Here is a 15,944-nt window from a genome sequence, read left to right on the forward strand (position 1 = left end):
GAGTGGCGAGAAGCCCAAGAACAATGACAGGAGAGGTCGCATGAATGCCGAACTGCGCGCGAAGCTGGCGGCGCTGGGGCGCGAATTGACGCCCCAGATGCTCAGCGGAACCCACGAGATCTTTGCCGGGCTCAATCACGGGATGGACCCGGCCACGCGGGTGACGCGCGATCACGCCTATGGCCCCGATCCGCGCAACCGGCTGGACCTGTTCCGGCAGGACGGCCTCAGCGGCGCGCCGGTGCTGCTGTTCCTGCACGGCGGCGGCTTCGTGATGGGGGACAAGCATACGGAGGGCAGCCCCTTCTATTCCAATGTCGGCGATCTCGCCGCCCGGCGGGGGATGCTGGGCGTGACCATGACCTATCGCCTCGCCCCCGCGCACCGCTTCCCCTCCGGCCCGGAAGATGTGGCCATGGCGGTGGGCTGGCTGCGCGATCATGCGGCCGAGCATGGCGGCGACCCGCAGCGGATCGTGCTGGTGGGCCAGTCGGCCGGCGCGGCGCATGTGGCGGGCTATGTCGCCCATGCGCGCTTCCATGTGGTGCCGGGCGGCGGCATCGCCGGGGCGATGATGATGTCGGGCATCTATGACACGCTCACCTGCCGGCCCAACAATTTCAATTCCGCCTATTACGGGGAAGATCGCAAGGCGTGGGGCGCCGCTTCCTGCATGGCCGGGCTGCTGAACGCGGATGTGCCGTTGTGCTTCACCATCTCGGAACTCGATCCGCAGGATTTCCAGACGCAGGCGGCGCAGCTGGTGGGCAATTGGGGGCTGGCCCATGCCGCCTATCCCGAAATGCACCTGCTGGCGGGGCACAATCACCTCTCCCCCACGCTCAGCATCGGATCGGGGGAGCGGGAAATCGAACGGCTGGTGTCCGGCTTCGCCCGGCGGGCGGCGCGGCAGGCCTAGTCGTTACCCTTCCGGAATTCGTCGCCCCAGATCGAATAGACCAGCGTGGCGGACCAGGTGATCAGCATGAAGCCGCCCAGCGCCTGCAGCATCACCAGCAGCCGCACCGGCCCGCGGGCATCCTGCCCGGTGAAGCCCAGCGTGGCGAAGTTGATGCCGGAGAAATAGAGCAGCCCCGCCGCCCGGCTGCCGCCGACATGGCTGATGGAGCCGGTGTCGGGGAAGGACAGGGCGAGGGCATAGGCGCCTGCGCCGAGCACGATTTCGCTGAAGTGAAGGAGGACCAGACCCCAGAACGCCACCATCACCGCCAGATAGGGGCGGCTGTCGGACACCGGGCGCACCCGCCGGATCAAGTGGATCCCGGCCATGTGCCAGGCCCCCAGGAGAAACAGCATGGCGAGGCCCGCCACCAGCATGATCCATTCCGCATTCGCCACGCTGACGGAATGGCTGCGCGCGGCGGCGGTTCCGGCCGGCGGGCAGCTTCTCCACGAAAGCCGCCGCAGGCCCGGGGGGCGGACCTGCGGCGGTACAGTTGCTTCCGGCGACCCGGAAGGACCCGAGCTATTTTTTGGATGTCTGCCCGGGAATCTTGGCCAGCTTGCGCTTCTTGCCACCGCGCTTCTTTTTCTTCTTCTTGGCGGCAGCGTCGGGCTTGTCAGCCTTCTTATCGTTCGCTGGCTTGGCTTTGTTCGGTCTGGCTTTTGTCGGCTCTACCTCTTCCGGTTGGACGGGGGCTTGCCGCAAGCCTTCCTGCTGCGCAAGCACCGCTTCGGCCAGACAGCGGATATCGGCCACGCGTGGCCGCAATTCGCGTGCCAGGATCGCGCGGGCAATCTCCGCCGCATTCCGATCCTGCCTGTCCTTCGCCGGCCGCGGGGTCTTTCCACCCGCTGGTGCCCTGTCCTGTCGTTCTCCTGCCACTGCCATGCGTCTCCCTCGGGCTTCGAAAAATCGAAGCCGGGAGTCTGCCCTCTGCGCTGGCGAGGCAAGAAGCCTTAGTCGCCGTCACAAAACTGTCAAAAAACCTGGATCAGTTTGCGCTAACGAAATCCACCGGTTCGCCAATCCGCATCTCGTGCTCCAGCCCCAGCCACTGGGCCAGCGCCTTGAGATCACCGGCGACGCTATCGGTGGCGAGTTGCCGACGGCTTTCGTCGATCCACAGCACCAGCGTGCCGTCCCGCCGCTGCAGGCGGCTGGTGAGTACCGATACGCGCGAGCCGCCACCCAGCCGGCGGCACAGCCGGATGGCGAGGCCCCAGCCCACGGCTTCGCGCAGCAGCGGCTCTTCGGCCAGCTTCAGAAGTTCGGGCGGTATGCCGGGCTTGCCGCAGGCGGCGCGCACTGCGGCGGCGATCCGCGCGCGTTCGGCAAAGCCGATGCCCAGCCACCGCTTGTCCATGGCCCAGGCATAGGCCGTGGCGAGGCGCAGGTTCGGTTCGATCCGCGCGGCGGCGAGCGAGAGCATGGTCGCGGCCAGCCGCAGGCGTTCGCCGCCGCTGCCGGTGCTGCCCACCGCGCCCGCCGTCCAGGCGGCCACCAGCGTTGCCAGTGCGGCCGACCCGCCGCGGGGAATGGTGAAGTGGCTCATCGCCGCGGTCAGCGGATCCTGGCTCCGCGCCGCGTTGGGCAATTCCAGGAACAGCAGCCCTTCGCGCAAGCCCCAGCTGGAAAACACCACGCCATCGGGCCGCAGTTCGGCCAGCATGATGCGCAGCATCGACGCCGCATCGGGCAGGCCCGCGGCGCGAGAGGAGGAGATGCCCGGGACCGGCGACAGCGCCGCCGGTTCCATCCGCGCGACCTTCTTGGCGAGGCGATCCGCCGCTTCGCAATCGAGGTGAAGGCTATGCGGGTCGGTAAGCGGAAAATCGCCCTTCTCCATGGCGTAGGCTGCGAGCGCCCGCCATGTGCCGCCGACCATGTAGAGCGGCCCCGGATGCTCCGCCGCCCAGCCGGCCCGGGCCATTTCGCCTTCCACAGCGGCGCGGAACGCCGCTGGTCCCTGTTCGCGGAGAGCGGGCAGGCGCAGGGTGCCGAGCGGCAGGCTTACGCCCGCCTGGCAATCGCCGTTCTGGATCTGCACCAGTTCCAGGCTTCCGCCGCCGAGATCGGCCACCGTGCCCTGCGCGCCGGGGAAGGCGCCGATCACACCGAAGGCCGCGGCCCGCGCTTCCTCTTCCCCCGAAAGCAGGCGCGGATCGAGGCCGAGCGCGCGCACGGCGTCGAGGAATTCGGCCCCGTTGGATGCATCGCGCACCGCCGCCGTGGCGACGGTCTGCACCCGTTCGATTCCCATGTCGGCAACGATAGTGGCGTAGCGGCCGAGCGCCGAAAGGGCGAGCTGCATCGCCTTTTCGGGCATTTGCCCGGTCGCTGCCAGATCGCGCCCCAGCCGGGCGCTGACCTTCTCGTTCAGCCACACATCGGGGGCGCGGCTGGACCCGGAATAGATCACCAGGCGCACCGTGTTGGACCCGATGTCGATCACCGCGCGATCGGGCCGGTCACCGGCCGGTTGCAACCGGCGGGCTCCAGACTTTGCAATCATACTGCGCCCTTGCGCAGGGTAAGCTTTGGCACGCGACTTTCCTTGAGCGCTCCCCCGCGACCGGAGAGCGAGGGGTTGGTCATGAAATATTCGTGGAGATTGAAGCCTTCGCCGTCGCTCTCCACCCGTTCGTATTCGCCGTCCTCGCCGTCGAGCAGCCAGCTTTGCTCGGTATCCAGCAGATTGGCCAGCAGCACTTGCTCCAGCACCTGATCCTGCACGGTGGCGTTGCGGATCGGCACCAGCGCTTCCACCCGGCGGCTGAGATTGCGGCTCATCGCATCGGCGCTGGAGATAAAGACCTTCGCCCGGCCGCTGGGCAGGTTGTAGCCATTGGCAAAGGCCCAGATGCGGCTGTGTTCCAGGAAGCGGCCGATGATGGATTTGACCGTGATGCCTTCGGAAAGGCCGGGCACGCCGGGGCGCAGGCAGCAGATGCCCCGGACAACCAGCACGATCTGCACACCGGCTTGGCTCGCTTCGTAGAGCCGGTCGATGATGCCTTTCTCGGTAATCGAATTGAGCTTGGCCCAGATAGCCGCCGGGCGCCCTTCGCGCGCATTGGCAGTCTCGTGGTCGATCAGTTCGTAAAGCGTTTCGCGCAGGTTCAGCGGCGAGATGGCCATCGCCTCCGTCTCCTGCGGCTCGACATAGCCGGTCACGAAGTTGAACAGCCGCGATGCGTCGCGGCCCAGCTTCGGATCGGCAGTGAAATAGCTGAGATCGGTGTAAATCTTGGCCGTCACAGGGTGATAATTGCCGGTGCCGAAGTGGCAATAGGTGCGATAGCCGTCATCCTCCCGCCGCACGACCATGGAGACCTTGGCGTGGGTCTTCCAATCCACGAAGCCATAGATCACCTGCACGCCGGCGCGTTCCAGCTCGCTGGCCCATTTGAGGTTCTGCTCCTCGTCGAAGCGGGCCTTCAGCTCCACCACCGCCGTCACGGACTTGCCCGCTTCGGCCGCGGCGATGAGCGCGGCGATCACCGGCGACTGGTTGCCCGCGCGATAGAGCGTCTGCTTGATGGCGATCACGGCGGGGTCGGCCGCCGCCTGCCGCAGGAAATCCACCACCACCTCGAAACTCTCGTAGGGGTGGTGGATGATGATGTCCTTCTCGCGGATGGCGGCGAAGCAATCCCCGTCATGCTCCAGCACCCGCTCCGGATAGCGGGGGGAATAGGGAGCGAACTTCAGGTCCGGCCGATCCTCGTCCACCACGGCGGAAAGGCCGCTGATGCCGATCATCCCTTCGGTCTTGGTCACCATCGCATCGTCCAGCACCAGCTGCTCGCGCAGCAGTGCTTCCGCTTCGGCATCGAAATCGCGATCGATCTCCAGCAGGATCACCTTGCCGCGCCGCCGCCGCTGGATCGCGGTGCGGAAATAGCGGACCAGATCCTCTGCCTCTTCCTCCACTTCGATGTCGCTGTCGCGCAGCACCCGGAACACGCCGTCGCCCATCACTTCGAAGCCGGGGAACATCAGATGGGCGAAGCGGCACACCAGCCGCTCCACCGCGATATAGGTCGCCTCCTCGCCCGGAATGCGCACGAAGCGCGGCAGCATGCCCGGGATCAGCACCATCTCCACCAGATGGTTGTTGTCTTCCTTGCGCCGCAGGTTGAACAGCGCGCCGATCCCCTGGTTGTTCACGAAGGGAAACGGGTGTGCCGGGTCGATCGCCTGCGGGGTCAGGACCGGCATGATCTCCTGCAGGAAATAGGTCTTCAGCCAGCGTTCGGCCGCGGCGTCGATCCGCGCCTCCCCCGCCAGATGGATACCCTGGGCGATCAGCAGTGGCTCCAGCTCGCGCAGCGTTTCCTGCTGCACCCGCTCCAGCTCGCGCACCTTGGTGTGGATCGCCGCCAGTTGCTGGCTCGGCGTCTTGCCGTCGATCGAGGTCTGCCCCACGCCGCTGCGCACTTGCCCGGCGAGGCCGGCCACGCGGATCATCACGAACTCGTCGAGATTGCTGCCCGAGATCGACAGGAAGCGCAGCCGCTCCAGCAGCGGGTAAGCAGTGTTGCAGGCTTCCGCCAGCACGCGGCGGTTGAACGAAAGCCAGCTCAGTTCGCGATTGAAATAGCGGTCCTCCGGCGCGGTGAGCCGGGGCGGGGCGGGCGGAACATCGGGCGCGGCGCTGCTCATCGCGTCCATTCAACTCTCTGCCGTGGGGCCAGTGCCGCCTCCGTTAGCCGTTTGGCCCATGCTTGCAAGGCCGCGAATCAAAGAAGGTCGCTGCTGCGCGCTATCGTGCTGATGCCACGCTTGCCCGATGTGCGATCGAGCTGGACGATCACGTCGATCACCGATGCGGCATAGGCGATGGTGTCGCTGCGGCTGAGGCCGATCCCGGTCTGCATCACCATCAGCGAAAGCTGTTCCAGCGCCCCGCGCAGCGAATTGGCGTGGATGGTGGAAAAGCTGCCCGGATGGCCGGTGTTGATCGCGCGCAGGAAGCTGACGCTTTCGGCGCCGCGCAATTCGCCCAGCACGATGCGGTCCGGCCGCAGGCGCAGCGCGGATTGCAGCAGTTCGTTGGCCGTCACCTTCGCTTCGCCCAATTCGCCCTTCACCGCGACAAGCCCCACGCCATTGGCGCCGGGCAGGCGCAGTTCCGGCGTGTCTTCCACCAGCACCACCCGTTCCTGCACCGGGATTTCACCCAGCATGGCGTTGAGGAAAGTGGTCTTGCCCGTGGAGGTGCCGCCGGAGATCAGGATCGTCTTGCGCGCGGCGATGGCGGCGCGGAGGAAGGCGATGGGCTGCTCGACCGGATCGGGCATCTCGGGCTCGACCGCGGTGTGAAGCGGGCCGGAATCATAGGCATCCAGCGGCAGGTCCAGCCGGCGGTGGCGGCGGATCGCCATGGCCCAGTGCTTGCGCGTGGCGGGCGGGCCGCAGAACTGCACGCGCGCGCCATCGGGCAGGGTGGCGCCCAGCAGCGGATGTTCGCGGTTGATGCCCTGATGGCTCACCCGCGCCACCTGTTCTGCCAGGCGCTGCACCAGCTTGTCGTCGATGCCGGGATCCTCGATCCGCTGCATTCCCGGTTGCGCCGCGTCTTCCACCCACAGTTCGCCGGGGCGGTTGACCATGATCTCGGTCACCGTGTCCCGCTCCAGCCATTCGCGGAACGGGGCGAGATAGGCGTCGAGATACACGCTGCCGCTGGCGGCGCGGGGCACGCTCGGCTGATCCTCGCCCATGGCGGCCAGCTGGTGGATTTCGGCGCTCATCAGGGCCTCAGAGGCGCGGGGCCTGGCTGAAGTCCAGATCACGCGCGGTCACCACGCGGATCGGTTCGCCGGGGCGCACGCGTATGGTCGGGCTGATCTGGCCGTTCTGCTGCAGCGCGGTGGAGGCGGCGCTCTGTCCGCCGCCCAGCACCACGGAGGTGCCGCCGCTGGCGACCGCCGTCAGCCCGTCGATCACCGAAAGCAGCATGGCGGAGCCGAAGCGCTGGAAGAAATGCGAATCCACCTTGCCCGGCAGGCCGCCCGACCCGTCGAAGGCCGTTCCCGGCGAAGCGAGCGAGACGGAAACGCCATCGGGCCGGATCAGCCGGGTCCAGATCACATAGGCGCGCTTCTGCCCGGCCTGCAGCCCGCTCTGGTACTGGCCGATCAGGCGGCTGGACCGCGGCACCAGCACGCGGCGGCCGTCGAAGCTGCGCACGTCCTGGCTGACGACGGCGCGGACATAGCCGGGCACATCGGTGTTGATCGCGGTTTCCAGCACCGCCGGAATCATCGTGCCGGTGGCGACGGTGGTGGCGGGATTGATGTCGCTGCGGGCCACGGCCGGGGCGCCGCCCACGCCGCCGATGCGCGCGGCGAAATCGCCCGCGCCGCCGGCCCCGGCGGGTGCCGAGCCCGGTTGGGCAGGCACGGCCGCCTCCGGCGCCACGGCGGTTTGCGGCATGGCCGCGGTGCTCTGGTCGAACACCATGGCCGGGGACGCATAGGGATTATCCGCCGGTGCGCTCTGCACGCCGGGCGCGGTGGACAGCACCGGCGTGGGCGCGGGATCGGTGCGCGCGCCGGGCACGGCATTGGCCAGCGGCAGGTTTTCCTCGCCCGATTGCGCGGGGCTGGGGACATAGGCGGGCGCGGGCTGCGTAGCGGCAGGTGCCGCCTGTTCGCTATCCGCGGTGCGCGAGGCATTGAGGCCCCACAGCGTCGCGGCGCCGAGCACGGCGACGAAGCCGATGCCGAGCGCGAGGCCCACCGCATCGGAACTGCCCTTGCGGGTCGCCACCGCCGGATAGGCGGTGCGGCTGGCGAGGTCGATCACCTCGGCGCTGGCTTCCTCGCGCGGGTCGCGATCCTCGCCCTGGCGGCGGGTCTTTTCCGGAAGACGCATGGCAAGTTTCATCGGATTACCTTCGCTTGTCCGGGCCCGCCTGGGCCAGGGCCGATTGGTCGCCCTGCGGCGCCTTGCGCACAGGGCCTTCATTGGTCAGCGTGGCGACATCGCCGCCCGAACGCAGCACGAACTGGCGCGGCACGCCGTCCACGACGATGGTATCGCCGCGCACGGCATAATTCACCGGGCCTTCGTCGCCCGCCGCATTCAGCACCAGGATCGCCGGCAGCGGCGTGTCGCGCGGCCAGGTCATGAAGGTGGCGTCGCCATCGTCATAGATGCGCACCGGCAGCAGCTTGGCATCGCCCTTGGATCCCCAGGCGAAGTTCAGCTCGGCCGGGTCCACCACGGCATAGGGATCGGTGGCGGCGGCCACTTCGACCGGATTGGCCGCCTCCCCAGGCACGGGCGAGGCCACCGGCTCGGCGTCGGCCTCCTGCACCTCTTCCAGCTCCTTGGGATAGCTGAAGGCGAGGACATAGAGCGGATTGCGATTGGCCGGGCTCGCCACCAGATCGAACAGATAGGTGTGCTTGCTGGTGACCACCGTCATATTGGTGGCCGCCCGCTCCGCCAGCGGCTTCACGAACAGCAGATTGGCGCGCTTGTTGGGCGTCACCTGCCATTTCTGCGAATCGCCGATGGCGACATTCTCGATCGTTTCGTCCTCGCCGAACTGGATCGTGGCCTGGACATTCGCCTTGCCGTGGATCGTCACCACCTGATCCGGATCGTAGAGCCGGTCCACCAGGCGCGGATCGCTGGCACCGGCGGGGGCCGCCAGCGCGGCGGAGGCGAGGAGCGCTGCGGGAAGCAGGGCGCGGATCATTTGAACTTCTCCGTGGAACGTGCGGGGGCGGCGCGGAAACGGCTGCCGATGCCGCGCGCGCGCGCAGGGCCGGCACCGGCTGCGCCGGGCGCGGCAGGCCCGGAGCCTGCCAGGATGGTGGTTTCGCGGCGGGTGCTGCCGACGGGGCCGCTGTCGTTGGCGGCCATGGGCATGCCGCTTGCGGTCACGCGGATCTGGCGCGAAGCGGCTGCGGCGGCACCGCTGCGCGGCTGCTCCGCCCGGGGGGCAAGCGGGGCGATCGCCGGGGCAGGCGGCCGCGGCGCGGCGGAAGCGCGGCCGTCCGCGCTATCCGCGGCGGAGCCGGCGAGGCCGAAGACGCTCCACCCCGCAACCATCGTGCCTGCGACCTTGAGCACCATGACCATCAGCGCGGCATGGACCGCGCCGATCATGAAGAAGGCCATCGCGGCGCGCGGGTCGATCTTGCCCGGCACCACGGCGATCGCGCCCAGCACCGGCACGGTCAGTTCCAGCATCAGCGACCCGCCCAGCACGGCGAAGAGGGGGGTTATCGCCAGCATCACCACGCCCTTGAGCCAGCCCACGAACAGGCCGCGCGTCCCGGCGAACAGCGCCATCACCACGAATATCGGGCCAAGCGCGAGCAGCACCGCCAGTGCGATCTTGCACACCGCCAGCAGACCCACCGTGCCGAGCAGCAGCAGCGTACCGCCCATCCACAACAGGCCGGGGGGCGAAAAGGTGGAGGCCGCGCCCTGCTGCATTGCTTCAGGGCCGGAGGCGTTGATCAGCGCGGCGAACACCACGTCGATCTTCTGGGCGAAGATGTCCGTCGCCGAACCGTCGGAGCCCATGAGGATGGAGGCGATGTAGTCGGGCGCGCCGCCCGCCAGGTTCCAGAACACGCTTTGATAGGCGGCCCAGCTGGTGGCGAAGGTCACCACCAGGCCCAGCGTGACCATGCGCGGCGTCAGCGTGGCGATGCCGATCCGGCTGCGCCCGGTGATCAGCAGGAAGCCGAAGAAGGCGATGAAGATCGTCAGCAGGATGGTCAGCGCCGGCATCAGCGCGCCTTCGGTGCCGAACAGGCGGCCGAATGCGGCCTGCGCCGTGGCCGTGGCGGCACAGTCCACCGCCTTCAGGCTGGCGGCCACGCCCGCGCCCACGCCTTCCAGCGCGCGATCGCACATGGCGGCGTTCATTCCGCTGCCTCCCAGGCAGCGAAATCGCCATCGGCGCCGTCATCGGTGCGCTGGCCCGGCCAGGCACGGCCGGTGAGGGCGGGATACCATTCGGATGGCGCATCGCCGACGGCCTCGCGCAGCAGGTCCAGCCGCCGCACCGCGCTTTCGCGGCCGGACAGGATGGTCAGCACCTCGGGTGCGTTGGACAGGTCCAGCCGCACCACCACACTGGCATCGGGCTGGCGCACCAGGAAGCAGCGGCTGTGCGCCGGCAGGCTGCGGATCAGGGCAAACTCATGCTCGGTGAGGCCAAAGCCTTCGCAATAATCCTCCGGCCGGGCGCGGGCATTGGGCATGAAGATCATTGTGGCCGTCTGTTCCACCAGCGCGGTGGAGATGCGGCTTTCCAGCGCATCGCGCGCCGATTGCGTGGCGAAGCCGACCAGCGCGTTGCGCTTGCGCAGCGTCTTCAGCCAGTCGCGGATGCGGGCGGCAAATACCTCGTCATCCAGCGCCTTCCACCCCTCGTCGATCAGGATCATGGTGGGGTCGCCGTCCAGCCGCTCGTCGATGCGGTGGAACAGATACATCATGGTGGGGGTGCGCAGGCGCGCGTTTTCCAGCAGCGCCGTCATGTCGAAGCCCATCACCCGGGTCGACAGGTCGAGCCGGTCGGTCGCGTTGTCGAACAGCCAGCCATGCTCGCCATCCTCGATCCACGGGGAAAGCCGATCGGCGAGGTCACCCGGTTGCGGGCGCCGTGCGCCGGAAACCAGCTCGCGGAAATAGCGCAGCCGGCGCAGCGAGGAATCATTGCCATAGGCGGCGTCTACCGCCCCGGCGATCGTCGCCAGTTCCTCCGGCCCTTCCGCCTTCAGCAGCACGCCCAGCCATTCGCGCAGGAAGGCACGGTTGCCGGGGGTATCGGGCAGCGCCAGCGGGTTGAAGCCGGTCGGCTCGCCCGCGCGGATCCGGTCATAACTGCCGCCGATGCCGCGAATGAACAGCTCCGCCCCGCGATCCTTGTCGAACAGGATCGTGCGCGGGCTGAACTTCTGTGCCTGCGCGGCGAGGAAGTTCATCACCACCGTCTTGCCCGAGCCCGAGGGGCCGATGACCGAGAAATTGCCCAGGTCGCCGTGGTGGAAATTGAAGAAGAAGGGCGTGGCGCTGGTGGTTTCCAGCAGGGTCACCGCATCGCCCCAGTGATTGCCCTCCGCCTGGCCCAGCGCGAAGCCGTGCAGGCTGCCGAAGCCGGCCATATTGGCGGTGGAGATCATCGCCCGGCGGACCAGATAGCCCTCATTGCCCGGGAACTGGCCCCAGAAGGCGGGCTCCAGATTGGTATCCTCGCGCACGGCGATCGCGCCGGTGTCGGCCAGCGTGGCGCCGACCGCCGCGGTCGCATCGTCCAGCCGGGCCAGATCGCGTTCGCGCACCAATACGGTGAGGTGGTGATCGCCGAAGGCCACTGCCCCGCTGCCCAGCCCGTCGCGCGCGGCGAGCATGTCCGCCCGCTCGGCCATGGCCTCTTCATCGGCGGAACGCAGGCGGCGCAGGGCGAGGTCGATCCGTTCGCGCGCGGTCTGCCGTTCCTGCGGGGCGAAGCTTTCGCTCACCACCATTTCGAAGGGCAGGCGCAGCATCGCATCCAGCAGGCCGGGCGAGGTCGCGTCCGGATAGTCCTTCAGGCTCAGCATCGCGGCGAAATCGGGCGCCGCGGCGCCGCGCAGCTCCATCGCATCCAGCCCGAAGCTGGCGCGGCGATAGGGCAGCATGCGGCCGATATCGGCATCGTCTTCCGGCCGGCGGACGGGGCGCATCTCGCCATTGTAGAGTGCGCTCAGCAGCTCCAGCAGCTCGTTGTTCACATGCCCGCTGGTGCCGTTGTAATCGCCCAGCATCTGCGCGCCATACTGGCCGAGCGAGGCGGCGAGCGCCTGGACCGCGGCGCGCAGCGTGCGCAGATCCTTCGGGTCCGCATCCGGCCCTTCCGCCCCGCGCCGGCGGACGAGCTTGCCCATCCGTTCCGCCATGCCCGCCTTGCCGCGCGCGGTGCGGCGCACCAGCGTGACGAACTGATCGTTCACGAACAGCGATCCGCTGGACAGCTTCTCGCGCCAGCGGCGGTCGATATGCGCGGCCAGGGGATCGTCGAACTGCGCCGGAAGCTCCACCGCCACGCGGCGGCGGATCACGTGATGATACATGACGAAGCGCGCATCGAGGTTGGAGCGCAGCATCACTTCGCGCGTGGCAGCATGGGCATTCAGCGCGTCGGTATCCTCCGTCTCGAACAGCAGGCCCGGCACTTGCAGCGAGCTCATCAGCGAGCCGTCGCGCAGCATCAGCGTGTGCTGATCGACCAGCCGCGCATAGGGCAGGCGATCGCCGGCATGCGCTTCCTTCGCGCTCCATGCGGCGGCTCCGAGCCACTTGGTCTTCATGTCATGCTCCCTGCCGCCAGGCGGCGGTTCAGCTCAGGCGGTGTAGCTGTTGCAGCCCCACCGCCGGAAATTCCTCACCCGCGGGCACTTGCTGACCTTGGTGATCCACAGGTCGAAAATGCGCGGTTCGCGCAGGCAGGCGAAATAGCCCACCGCATGCATCACAAACGGGATGGGGATGATCCACAGGCTCTTGAAGATCAGGAACATCTCCGTGGTCACCAGCCCGTTGATGATGAAATAGTTGAACGTCACCCCGGCGAACATCTGCGGGCGGGTGAGCGCGCGGTGCACGGGGTGGCGGACCAGCTCCATGGCCTCAGCCCACCGCCGCGGCGGACTGGATGCCCGAAACGATCGAGGCGGCACCGAACAGGATGAAGCAGCCGATGATGACGGTTGCGCCGAAGCGCCAGTTCATCCGCCCGGTCAGCATCATGAAGCCCACGGCGGCCACGGCCATCACCGCCACGGCGGTGGCGACATTGCCCAGCAGCGTGCCCTGCATCCAGCCCAGCGCGGCCACGATCGGGCCGGAGCCGGCGGGATCGACGCCCTGTGCGAAGGCGGCGGAGGGGAACAGCAGCGCCAGCGTGGCGGCGGCAAGGCGGGAAAGCGAACGCATTTACTCGGAACTCCGGGATTGGTCGGACAAGCGGCCCATGATGGCCGAAACATATTGGCGGGTTTCGCGGATCGCGGGGACGCCGCCGGCGGTGATCACCCGGCCGGGGCCGGCGTTATAGGCGGCCAGCGCCTTCTCCAGATCGCCGTCGAAGCGGTCGATCTGTTCGCGCAGATAGCGGGCGCCGCCTTCCAGATTGGCGAAGGGATCGTCGGGATTCACGCCCAGGTAGCGGGCGGTGCCGGGCATCAGCTGGGCAAGCCCGCGCGCGCCGGCTGAAGAGCGGGCGCCCTCGCGCCAGCGGCTTTCCTGCCACACCAGCGCCTCGATCAGCGCGGGGCTGAGATCGAAGCGGGTGGCAACCTCCGCGACCTTGGCGGAATAGGCGGCGGGGATCGGTGCCGCGGCGCTGGCCGGCCGGGCAGCGGCATAATCGGCAGTGAGCGCCACTTCGGCGGGAACTTCAGCCAGCGGCGCGGATTGGGGGATGGCAGCCTCGGCCACGCCGAGTGCATCGCTTGCGCCCGGCCCGGCGACCCAGCGGGCTTCCCCGCCGCTCACTTCGAGCACGTCGGCATAGGCCGGAACCACGCCAAGCGTGGCCAGCGCCAGCGCGATCGCGGCTCTCGTGGCAATTAGAATCATCCGACCCTCCAAGCCCTTGGCTTTGCTTACCGTAAATGACATCGGCGTGACAGTCGCCCGATAAGCAGCACGCCCCGGGCGGCCTGAGCTGCCCGAGGCGTGTATTTGCCCGTCTGGGTGTGTCCGCGCGGCATCATGGGCGCGCGCGGAAAAGAGGGTCAGCGCAGGGCGATGGTGCCGCCGGCCTCCAGCTGGCTGAGCGCCTGCCGTGCGGCGTGGCGCGAATCCACCCAGCGGCCGTCGGCCAGTTCCAGCTTGTAGCGCGTGCGGCTGTCGATTGCCGCGCGATAGGCGCCGGCCGCCCGCTCCAGGTCGCCGGTCTGGCGATAGGCGGTGCCGAGATTGATAAGCAGGGCGGGGTCTTCGGGCTCGCTCCGCAGCTCAGCCTGCAATTGCGCGATGGCAGCGCGCGCATCGCCCGCGGCCACCTGTTCATAGGCGGCGTCTTTCTGTTCCAGCTGGGCGGTTTCGAAAGCCGGCGAAACGGTCATGGCCTGTGCGACGAGGAGCGCCGCGGTCATGGTGACGGACATCTGCAATCTCCCTCTTCTATTCGTATCTGACAGGAGAATGCGCCCCGTGCAGGCGTGCTGCAATGAAAATGTAATATTGTCATAAAAGTGCAACGAATGGCGAAGCCGCGCCGGAAAACTGCGAAGCAGAGCGGCTGCCGTCTTGCCGCGCAGCGGAAATCCTTGGCCGTGCAAAGAAACTGTCACGTCGCGGTCCTAGCGAGCGACTTGCGATCAACGATTTCGCATTCCTGATTCTCGGTTTTTGAGGGGACCGCTCGCTGTGACTCACCTTTCTCGCTCGCTTATCCTTGGCTGCAGTGTCCTGGCGCTCGCCGCCTGCGGCCCGGAAGAACTCGCCTCGCCCGGCACCGGCGGCGACATCATCATCGAAAACCCCGCGCCGACCCCCACGCCGACACCCACCCCCACGGGCGGCACGGGCACGGTTACGCCGGCGGCCGGCTGCCCGACGATCGGCACCAACGCGCTGGTCGATGACGGCACGATCACGAGCCCCAAGGGTGACTATCGCGTCTGCACGTTGCCCTCGACCTTCACCGCCGATGCCACGCTGCCCTATGTCGCAGGCGTGGTGTACCGCATGAACGGCCGCGTGAACGTGGGCGTGGACGATGGCGCGACCGCCGATGCCACCGATGGCGTCACCGGCACGAATGTGAACCTCACCATCGAACCCGGCGCGATCCTCTATGGCGCCGAAGGCGTCGGCGGCGGCTCCTACATGATCGTCAATCGCGGCAGCAAGCTGCTGGCCAACGGCACTGCCGCACGCCCGATCATCTTCACCGCGCAGAGCGACATTCTCGGCACCGCGCAGGATGATACCAGCGCCCTGTGGGGCGGCGTGGTCATGCTCGGCCGCGCGCCGGTGGCGGACTGCTTCGCCGGCGGCATCAACCAGAGCGACCAGACCAAGTGCGAAATGCGCGTGGAAGGCATTGCCAACGACATCCCGTTCTTCGGCGGCAACACGCCGACCGACAGCTCGGGCAGCGTGCAGTATGTCCAGATCCGTTACTCCGGCTTCACGCTGGACCTGGGCGGCGAACTTCAGTCGCTCACGCTGGGCGGCATCGGCAGCGGCACCACCATCGACCACGTCCAGTCCTACAACAGCTCGGATGACGGCGTGGAGTTCTTCGGCGGCCATCCGCAGGTGAAGCACTTCGTCGTGGTCGGCGCCGAGGATGACTCCTTCGACGTGGACAGCGGCGCGCAGCTGAACCTGCAGTATGCCCTGGCCGTGCAGCGCGCCAATGTCGGCGACCGGGTGCTCGAGAACGACTCCCCGGCGGACGACAAGGGTTCGGGCACGACCATCCCCGACGCTCTGCCACGCACGCTGACCCAGATCTCCAACTTCACCTTCTGGGCGGCCAGCGGCGCCAACACGATCAACGCGCGCGGTGCGGGTGACATCACCCTTGCCAACGGCGTGATCTACCAGCCGGCTTCCTCGCAGTTCTGCATCAACGATGCGGGCCATGTGGGCGGCGGCCGCGGTTCGATCCTCAAGTTCTTCTCGCTTGAGCTGGCCTGCGTGGCCAATGCCGCGACCAACACGGCGGTCGCCAACGGCAACGGCAGCGCCAACGTGTTCACCACCACGACGCTGGCGACCAAGTATCTGAACGGCGACAAGGAAATGAACTTCACGCCGATCTATAATGCGACGACGCTGTCCAGCTTCTTCGATGCCACGGCCTACATCGGCGCAGTGGCACGGCCGGCTGGCAGCGACCTGGCGTGGACCCGCGGCTGGACCTGCGACAGCACGACCGTGTCCTTCGGCAGCGGCGTCTCCTGTAAGTCCCTGCCGGTTTATAACTGAGCAGGCGTGAAACGGA

At 67.9% G+C, this 15,944-nt stretch carries 15 protein-coding genes; 2 read left to right on the top strand and 13 right to left on the bottom strand.

The features are described 5' to 3' along the window. Window positions 1-40 precede the first annotated feature (40 nt). Complete coding sequence (locus tag AEB_RS05360) at window positions 41-919, top strand: alpha/beta hydrolase (protein ID WP_119082261.1); 879 nt, start codon at window positions 41-43, stop codon at window positions 917-919. Here AEB_RS05360 and AEB_RS05365 read toward each other — a convergent pair. The 13 genes from AEB_RS05365 to AEB_RS05425 all read right to left on the bottom strand — a co-directional run bounded on the left by AEB_RS05365 (window position 916) and on the right by AEB_RS05425 (window position 14,094). Then, a complete protein-coding gene (locus AEB_RS05365; protein WP_119082262.1) occupies window positions 916-1,359 on the bottom strand; it encodes a hypothetical protein in 444 nt (147 codons plus the stop codon). The two genes, AEB_RS05360 and AEB_RS05365, sit on opposite strands and share 4 nt — an antisense overlap. Before the next feature lie 127 nt (window positions 1,360-1,486). After that, window positions 1,487-1,852 carry a hypothetical protein gene (locus tag AEB_RS18370; protein ID WP_119082263.1) on the bottom strand — a complete coding sequence of 122 codons (366 nt, stop codon included), beginning with the start codon at window positions 1,850-1,852 and terminating at the stop codon, window positions 1,487-1,489. Window positions 1,853-1,955: 103 nt separating this feature from the next. Continuing rightward, a complete protein-coding gene (locus AEB_RS05375) occupies window positions 1,956-3,449 on the bottom strand; it encodes a Ppx/GppA family phosphatase (protein ID WP_231958922.1) in 1,494 nt (497 codons plus the stop codon). 23 nt (window positions 3,450-3,472) lie between these two features. Next, entirely contained in the window at window positions 3,473-5,629 is a 2,157-nt protein-coding gene (locus tag AEB_RS05380) for an RNA degradosome polyphosphate kinase (protein WP_231959019.1), read from the bottom strand. 77 nt (window positions 5,630-5,706) lie between these two features. Beyond that, window positions 5,707-6,720, bottom strand: coding sequence for a P-type DNA transfer ATPase VirB11 (virB11, locus tag AEB_RS05385; RefSeq protein WP_119082266.1), 1,014 nt, complete (start codon window positions 6,718-6,720; stop codon window positions 5,707-5,709). Window positions 6,721-6,727: 7 nt separating this feature from the next. Further along, window positions 6,728-7,858 (bottom strand): TrbI/VirB10 family protein, encoded by a 1,131-nt coding sequence (locus AEB_RS05390; RefSeq protein WP_231958923.1) that lies wholly within the window; start codon window positions 7,856-7,858, stop codon window positions 6,728-6,730. A gap of 4 nt (window positions 7,859-7,862) precedes the next feature. Beyond that, complete coding sequence (locus AEB_RS05395; protein WP_119082267.1) at window positions 7,863-8,678, bottom strand: TrbG/VirB9 family P-type conjugative transfer protein; 816 nt, start codon at window positions 8,676-8,678, stop codon at window positions 7,863-7,865. Next, the gene (locus tag AEB_RS05400; RefSeq protein WP_119082268.1) at window positions 8,675-9,862 is read right to left on the bottom strand and encodes a type IV secretion system protein; all 1,188 of its coding nucleotides are present in this window, start codon (window positions 9,860-9,862) and stop codon (window positions 8,675-8,677) included. Before AEB_RS05400 ends, AEB_RS05395 begins: the two co-directional genes overlap by 4 nt. Continuing rightward, window positions 9,859-12,291, bottom strand: coding sequence for a VirB4 family type IV secretion/conjugal transfer ATPase (locus AEB_RS05405; protein WP_119082269.1), 2,433 nt, complete (start codon window positions 12,289-12,291; stop codon window positions 9,859-9,861). The genes AEB_RS05400 and AEB_RS05405 overlap by 4 nt, the downstream gene beginning before the upstream one ends. A 33-nt stretch (window positions 12,292-12,324) precedes the next feature. Next, window positions 12,325-12,606, bottom strand: a complete 282-nt coding sequence (locus AEB_RS05410; RefSeq protein WP_119082270.1) for a type IV secretion system protein VirB3 — start codon at window positions 12,604-12,606, stop codon at window positions 12,325-12,327. A 4-nt stretch (window positions 12,607-12,610) separates the two neighbouring features. After that, entirely contained in the window at window positions 12,611-12,916 is a 306-nt protein-coding gene (locus tag AEB_RS05415) for a TrbC/VirB2 family protein (protein ID WP_119082271.1), read from the bottom strand. Continuing rightward, the gene (locus AEB_RS05420) at window positions 12,917-13,561 is read right to left on the bottom strand and encodes a lytic transglycosylase domain-containing protein (RefSeq protein WP_119082272.1); all 645 of its coding nucleotides are present in this window, start codon (window positions 13,559-13,561) and stop codon (window positions 12,917-12,919) included. 158 nt (window positions 13,562-13,719) lie between these two features. Beyond that, window positions 13,720-14,094, bottom strand: coding sequence for a tetratricopeptide repeat protein (locus AEB_RS05425; RefSeq protein WP_119082273.1), 375 nt, complete (start codon window positions 14,092-14,094; stop codon window positions 13,720-13,722). Window positions 14,095-14,356: 262 nt separating this feature from the next. Between AEB_RS05425 and AEB_RS05430 the strand changes: the two genes are divergently transcribed. Next, the gene (locus AEB_RS05430) at window positions 14,357-15,928 is read left to right on the top strand and encodes a hypothetical protein (RefSeq protein ID WP_119082274.1); all 1,572 of its coding nucleotides are present in this window, start codon (window positions 14,357-14,359) and stop codon (window positions 15,926-15,928) included. The last annotated feature ends 16 nt before the right edge of the window (window positions 15,929-15,944 follow it).

This window comes from Altererythrobacter sp. B11 (assembly GCF_003569745.1).
In the GTDB taxonomy this organism is placed as follows: domain Bacteria; phylum Pseudomonadota; class Alphaproteobacteria; order Sphingomonadales; family Sphingomonadaceae; genus Croceibacterium_C.

Excerpts from the sequence above, each read along its gene's own strand:
- AEB_RS05400 (WP_119082268.1), bottom strand. The coding sequence starts at position 9,862 with ATGAACGCCGCCATGTGCGATCGCGCGCTGGAAGGCGTGGGCGCGGGC.
- AEB_RS05390 (WP_231958923.1), bottom strand. The coding sequence starts at position 7,858 with ATGAAACTTGCCATGCGTCTTCCGGAAAAGACCCGCCGCCAGGGCGAG.
- AEB_RS05395 (WP_119082267.1), bottom strand. The coding sequence starts at position 8,678 with ATGATCCGCGCCCTGCTTCCCGCAGCGCTCCTCGCCTCCGCCGCGCTG.
- AEB_RS05380 (WP_231959019.1), bottom strand. The coding sequence starts at position 5,629 with ATGAGCAGCGCCGCGCCCGATGTTCCGCCCGCCCCGCCCCGGCTCACC.
- AEB_RS05360 (WP_119082261.1), top strand. The coding sequence starts at position 41 with ATGAATGCCGAACTGCGCGCGAAGCTGGCGGCGCTGGGGCGCGAATTG.
- AEB_RS18370 (WP_119082263.1), bottom strand. The coding sequence starts at position 1,852 with ATGGCAGTGGCAGGAGAACGACAGGACAGGGCACCAGCGGGTGGAAAG.
- virB11 (WP_119082266.1), bottom strand. The coding sequence starts at position 6,720 with ATGAGCGCCGAAATCCACCAGCTGGCCGCCATGGGCGAGGATCAGCCG.
- AEB_RS05410 (WP_119082270.1), bottom strand. The coding sequence starts at position 12,606 with ATGGAGCTGGTCCGCCACCCCGTGCACCGCGCGCTCACCCGCCCGCAG.
- AEB_RS05420 (WP_119082272.1), bottom strand. The coding sequence starts at position 13,561 with ATGATTCTAATTGCCACGAGAGCCGCGATCGCGCTGGCGCTGGCCACG.
- AEB_RS05405 (WP_119082269.1), bottom strand. The coding sequence starts at position 12,291 with ATGAAGACCAAGTGGCTCGGAGCCGCCGCATGGAGCGCGAAGGAAGCG.
- AEB_RS05425 (WP_119082273.1), bottom strand. The coding sequence starts at position 14,094 with ATGTCCGTCACCATGACCGCGGCGCTCCTCGTCGCACAGGCCATGACC.
- AEB_RS05415 (WP_119082271.1), bottom strand. The coding sequence starts at position 12,916 with ATGCGTTCGCTTTCCCGCCTTGCCGCCGCCACGCTGGCGCTGCTGTTC.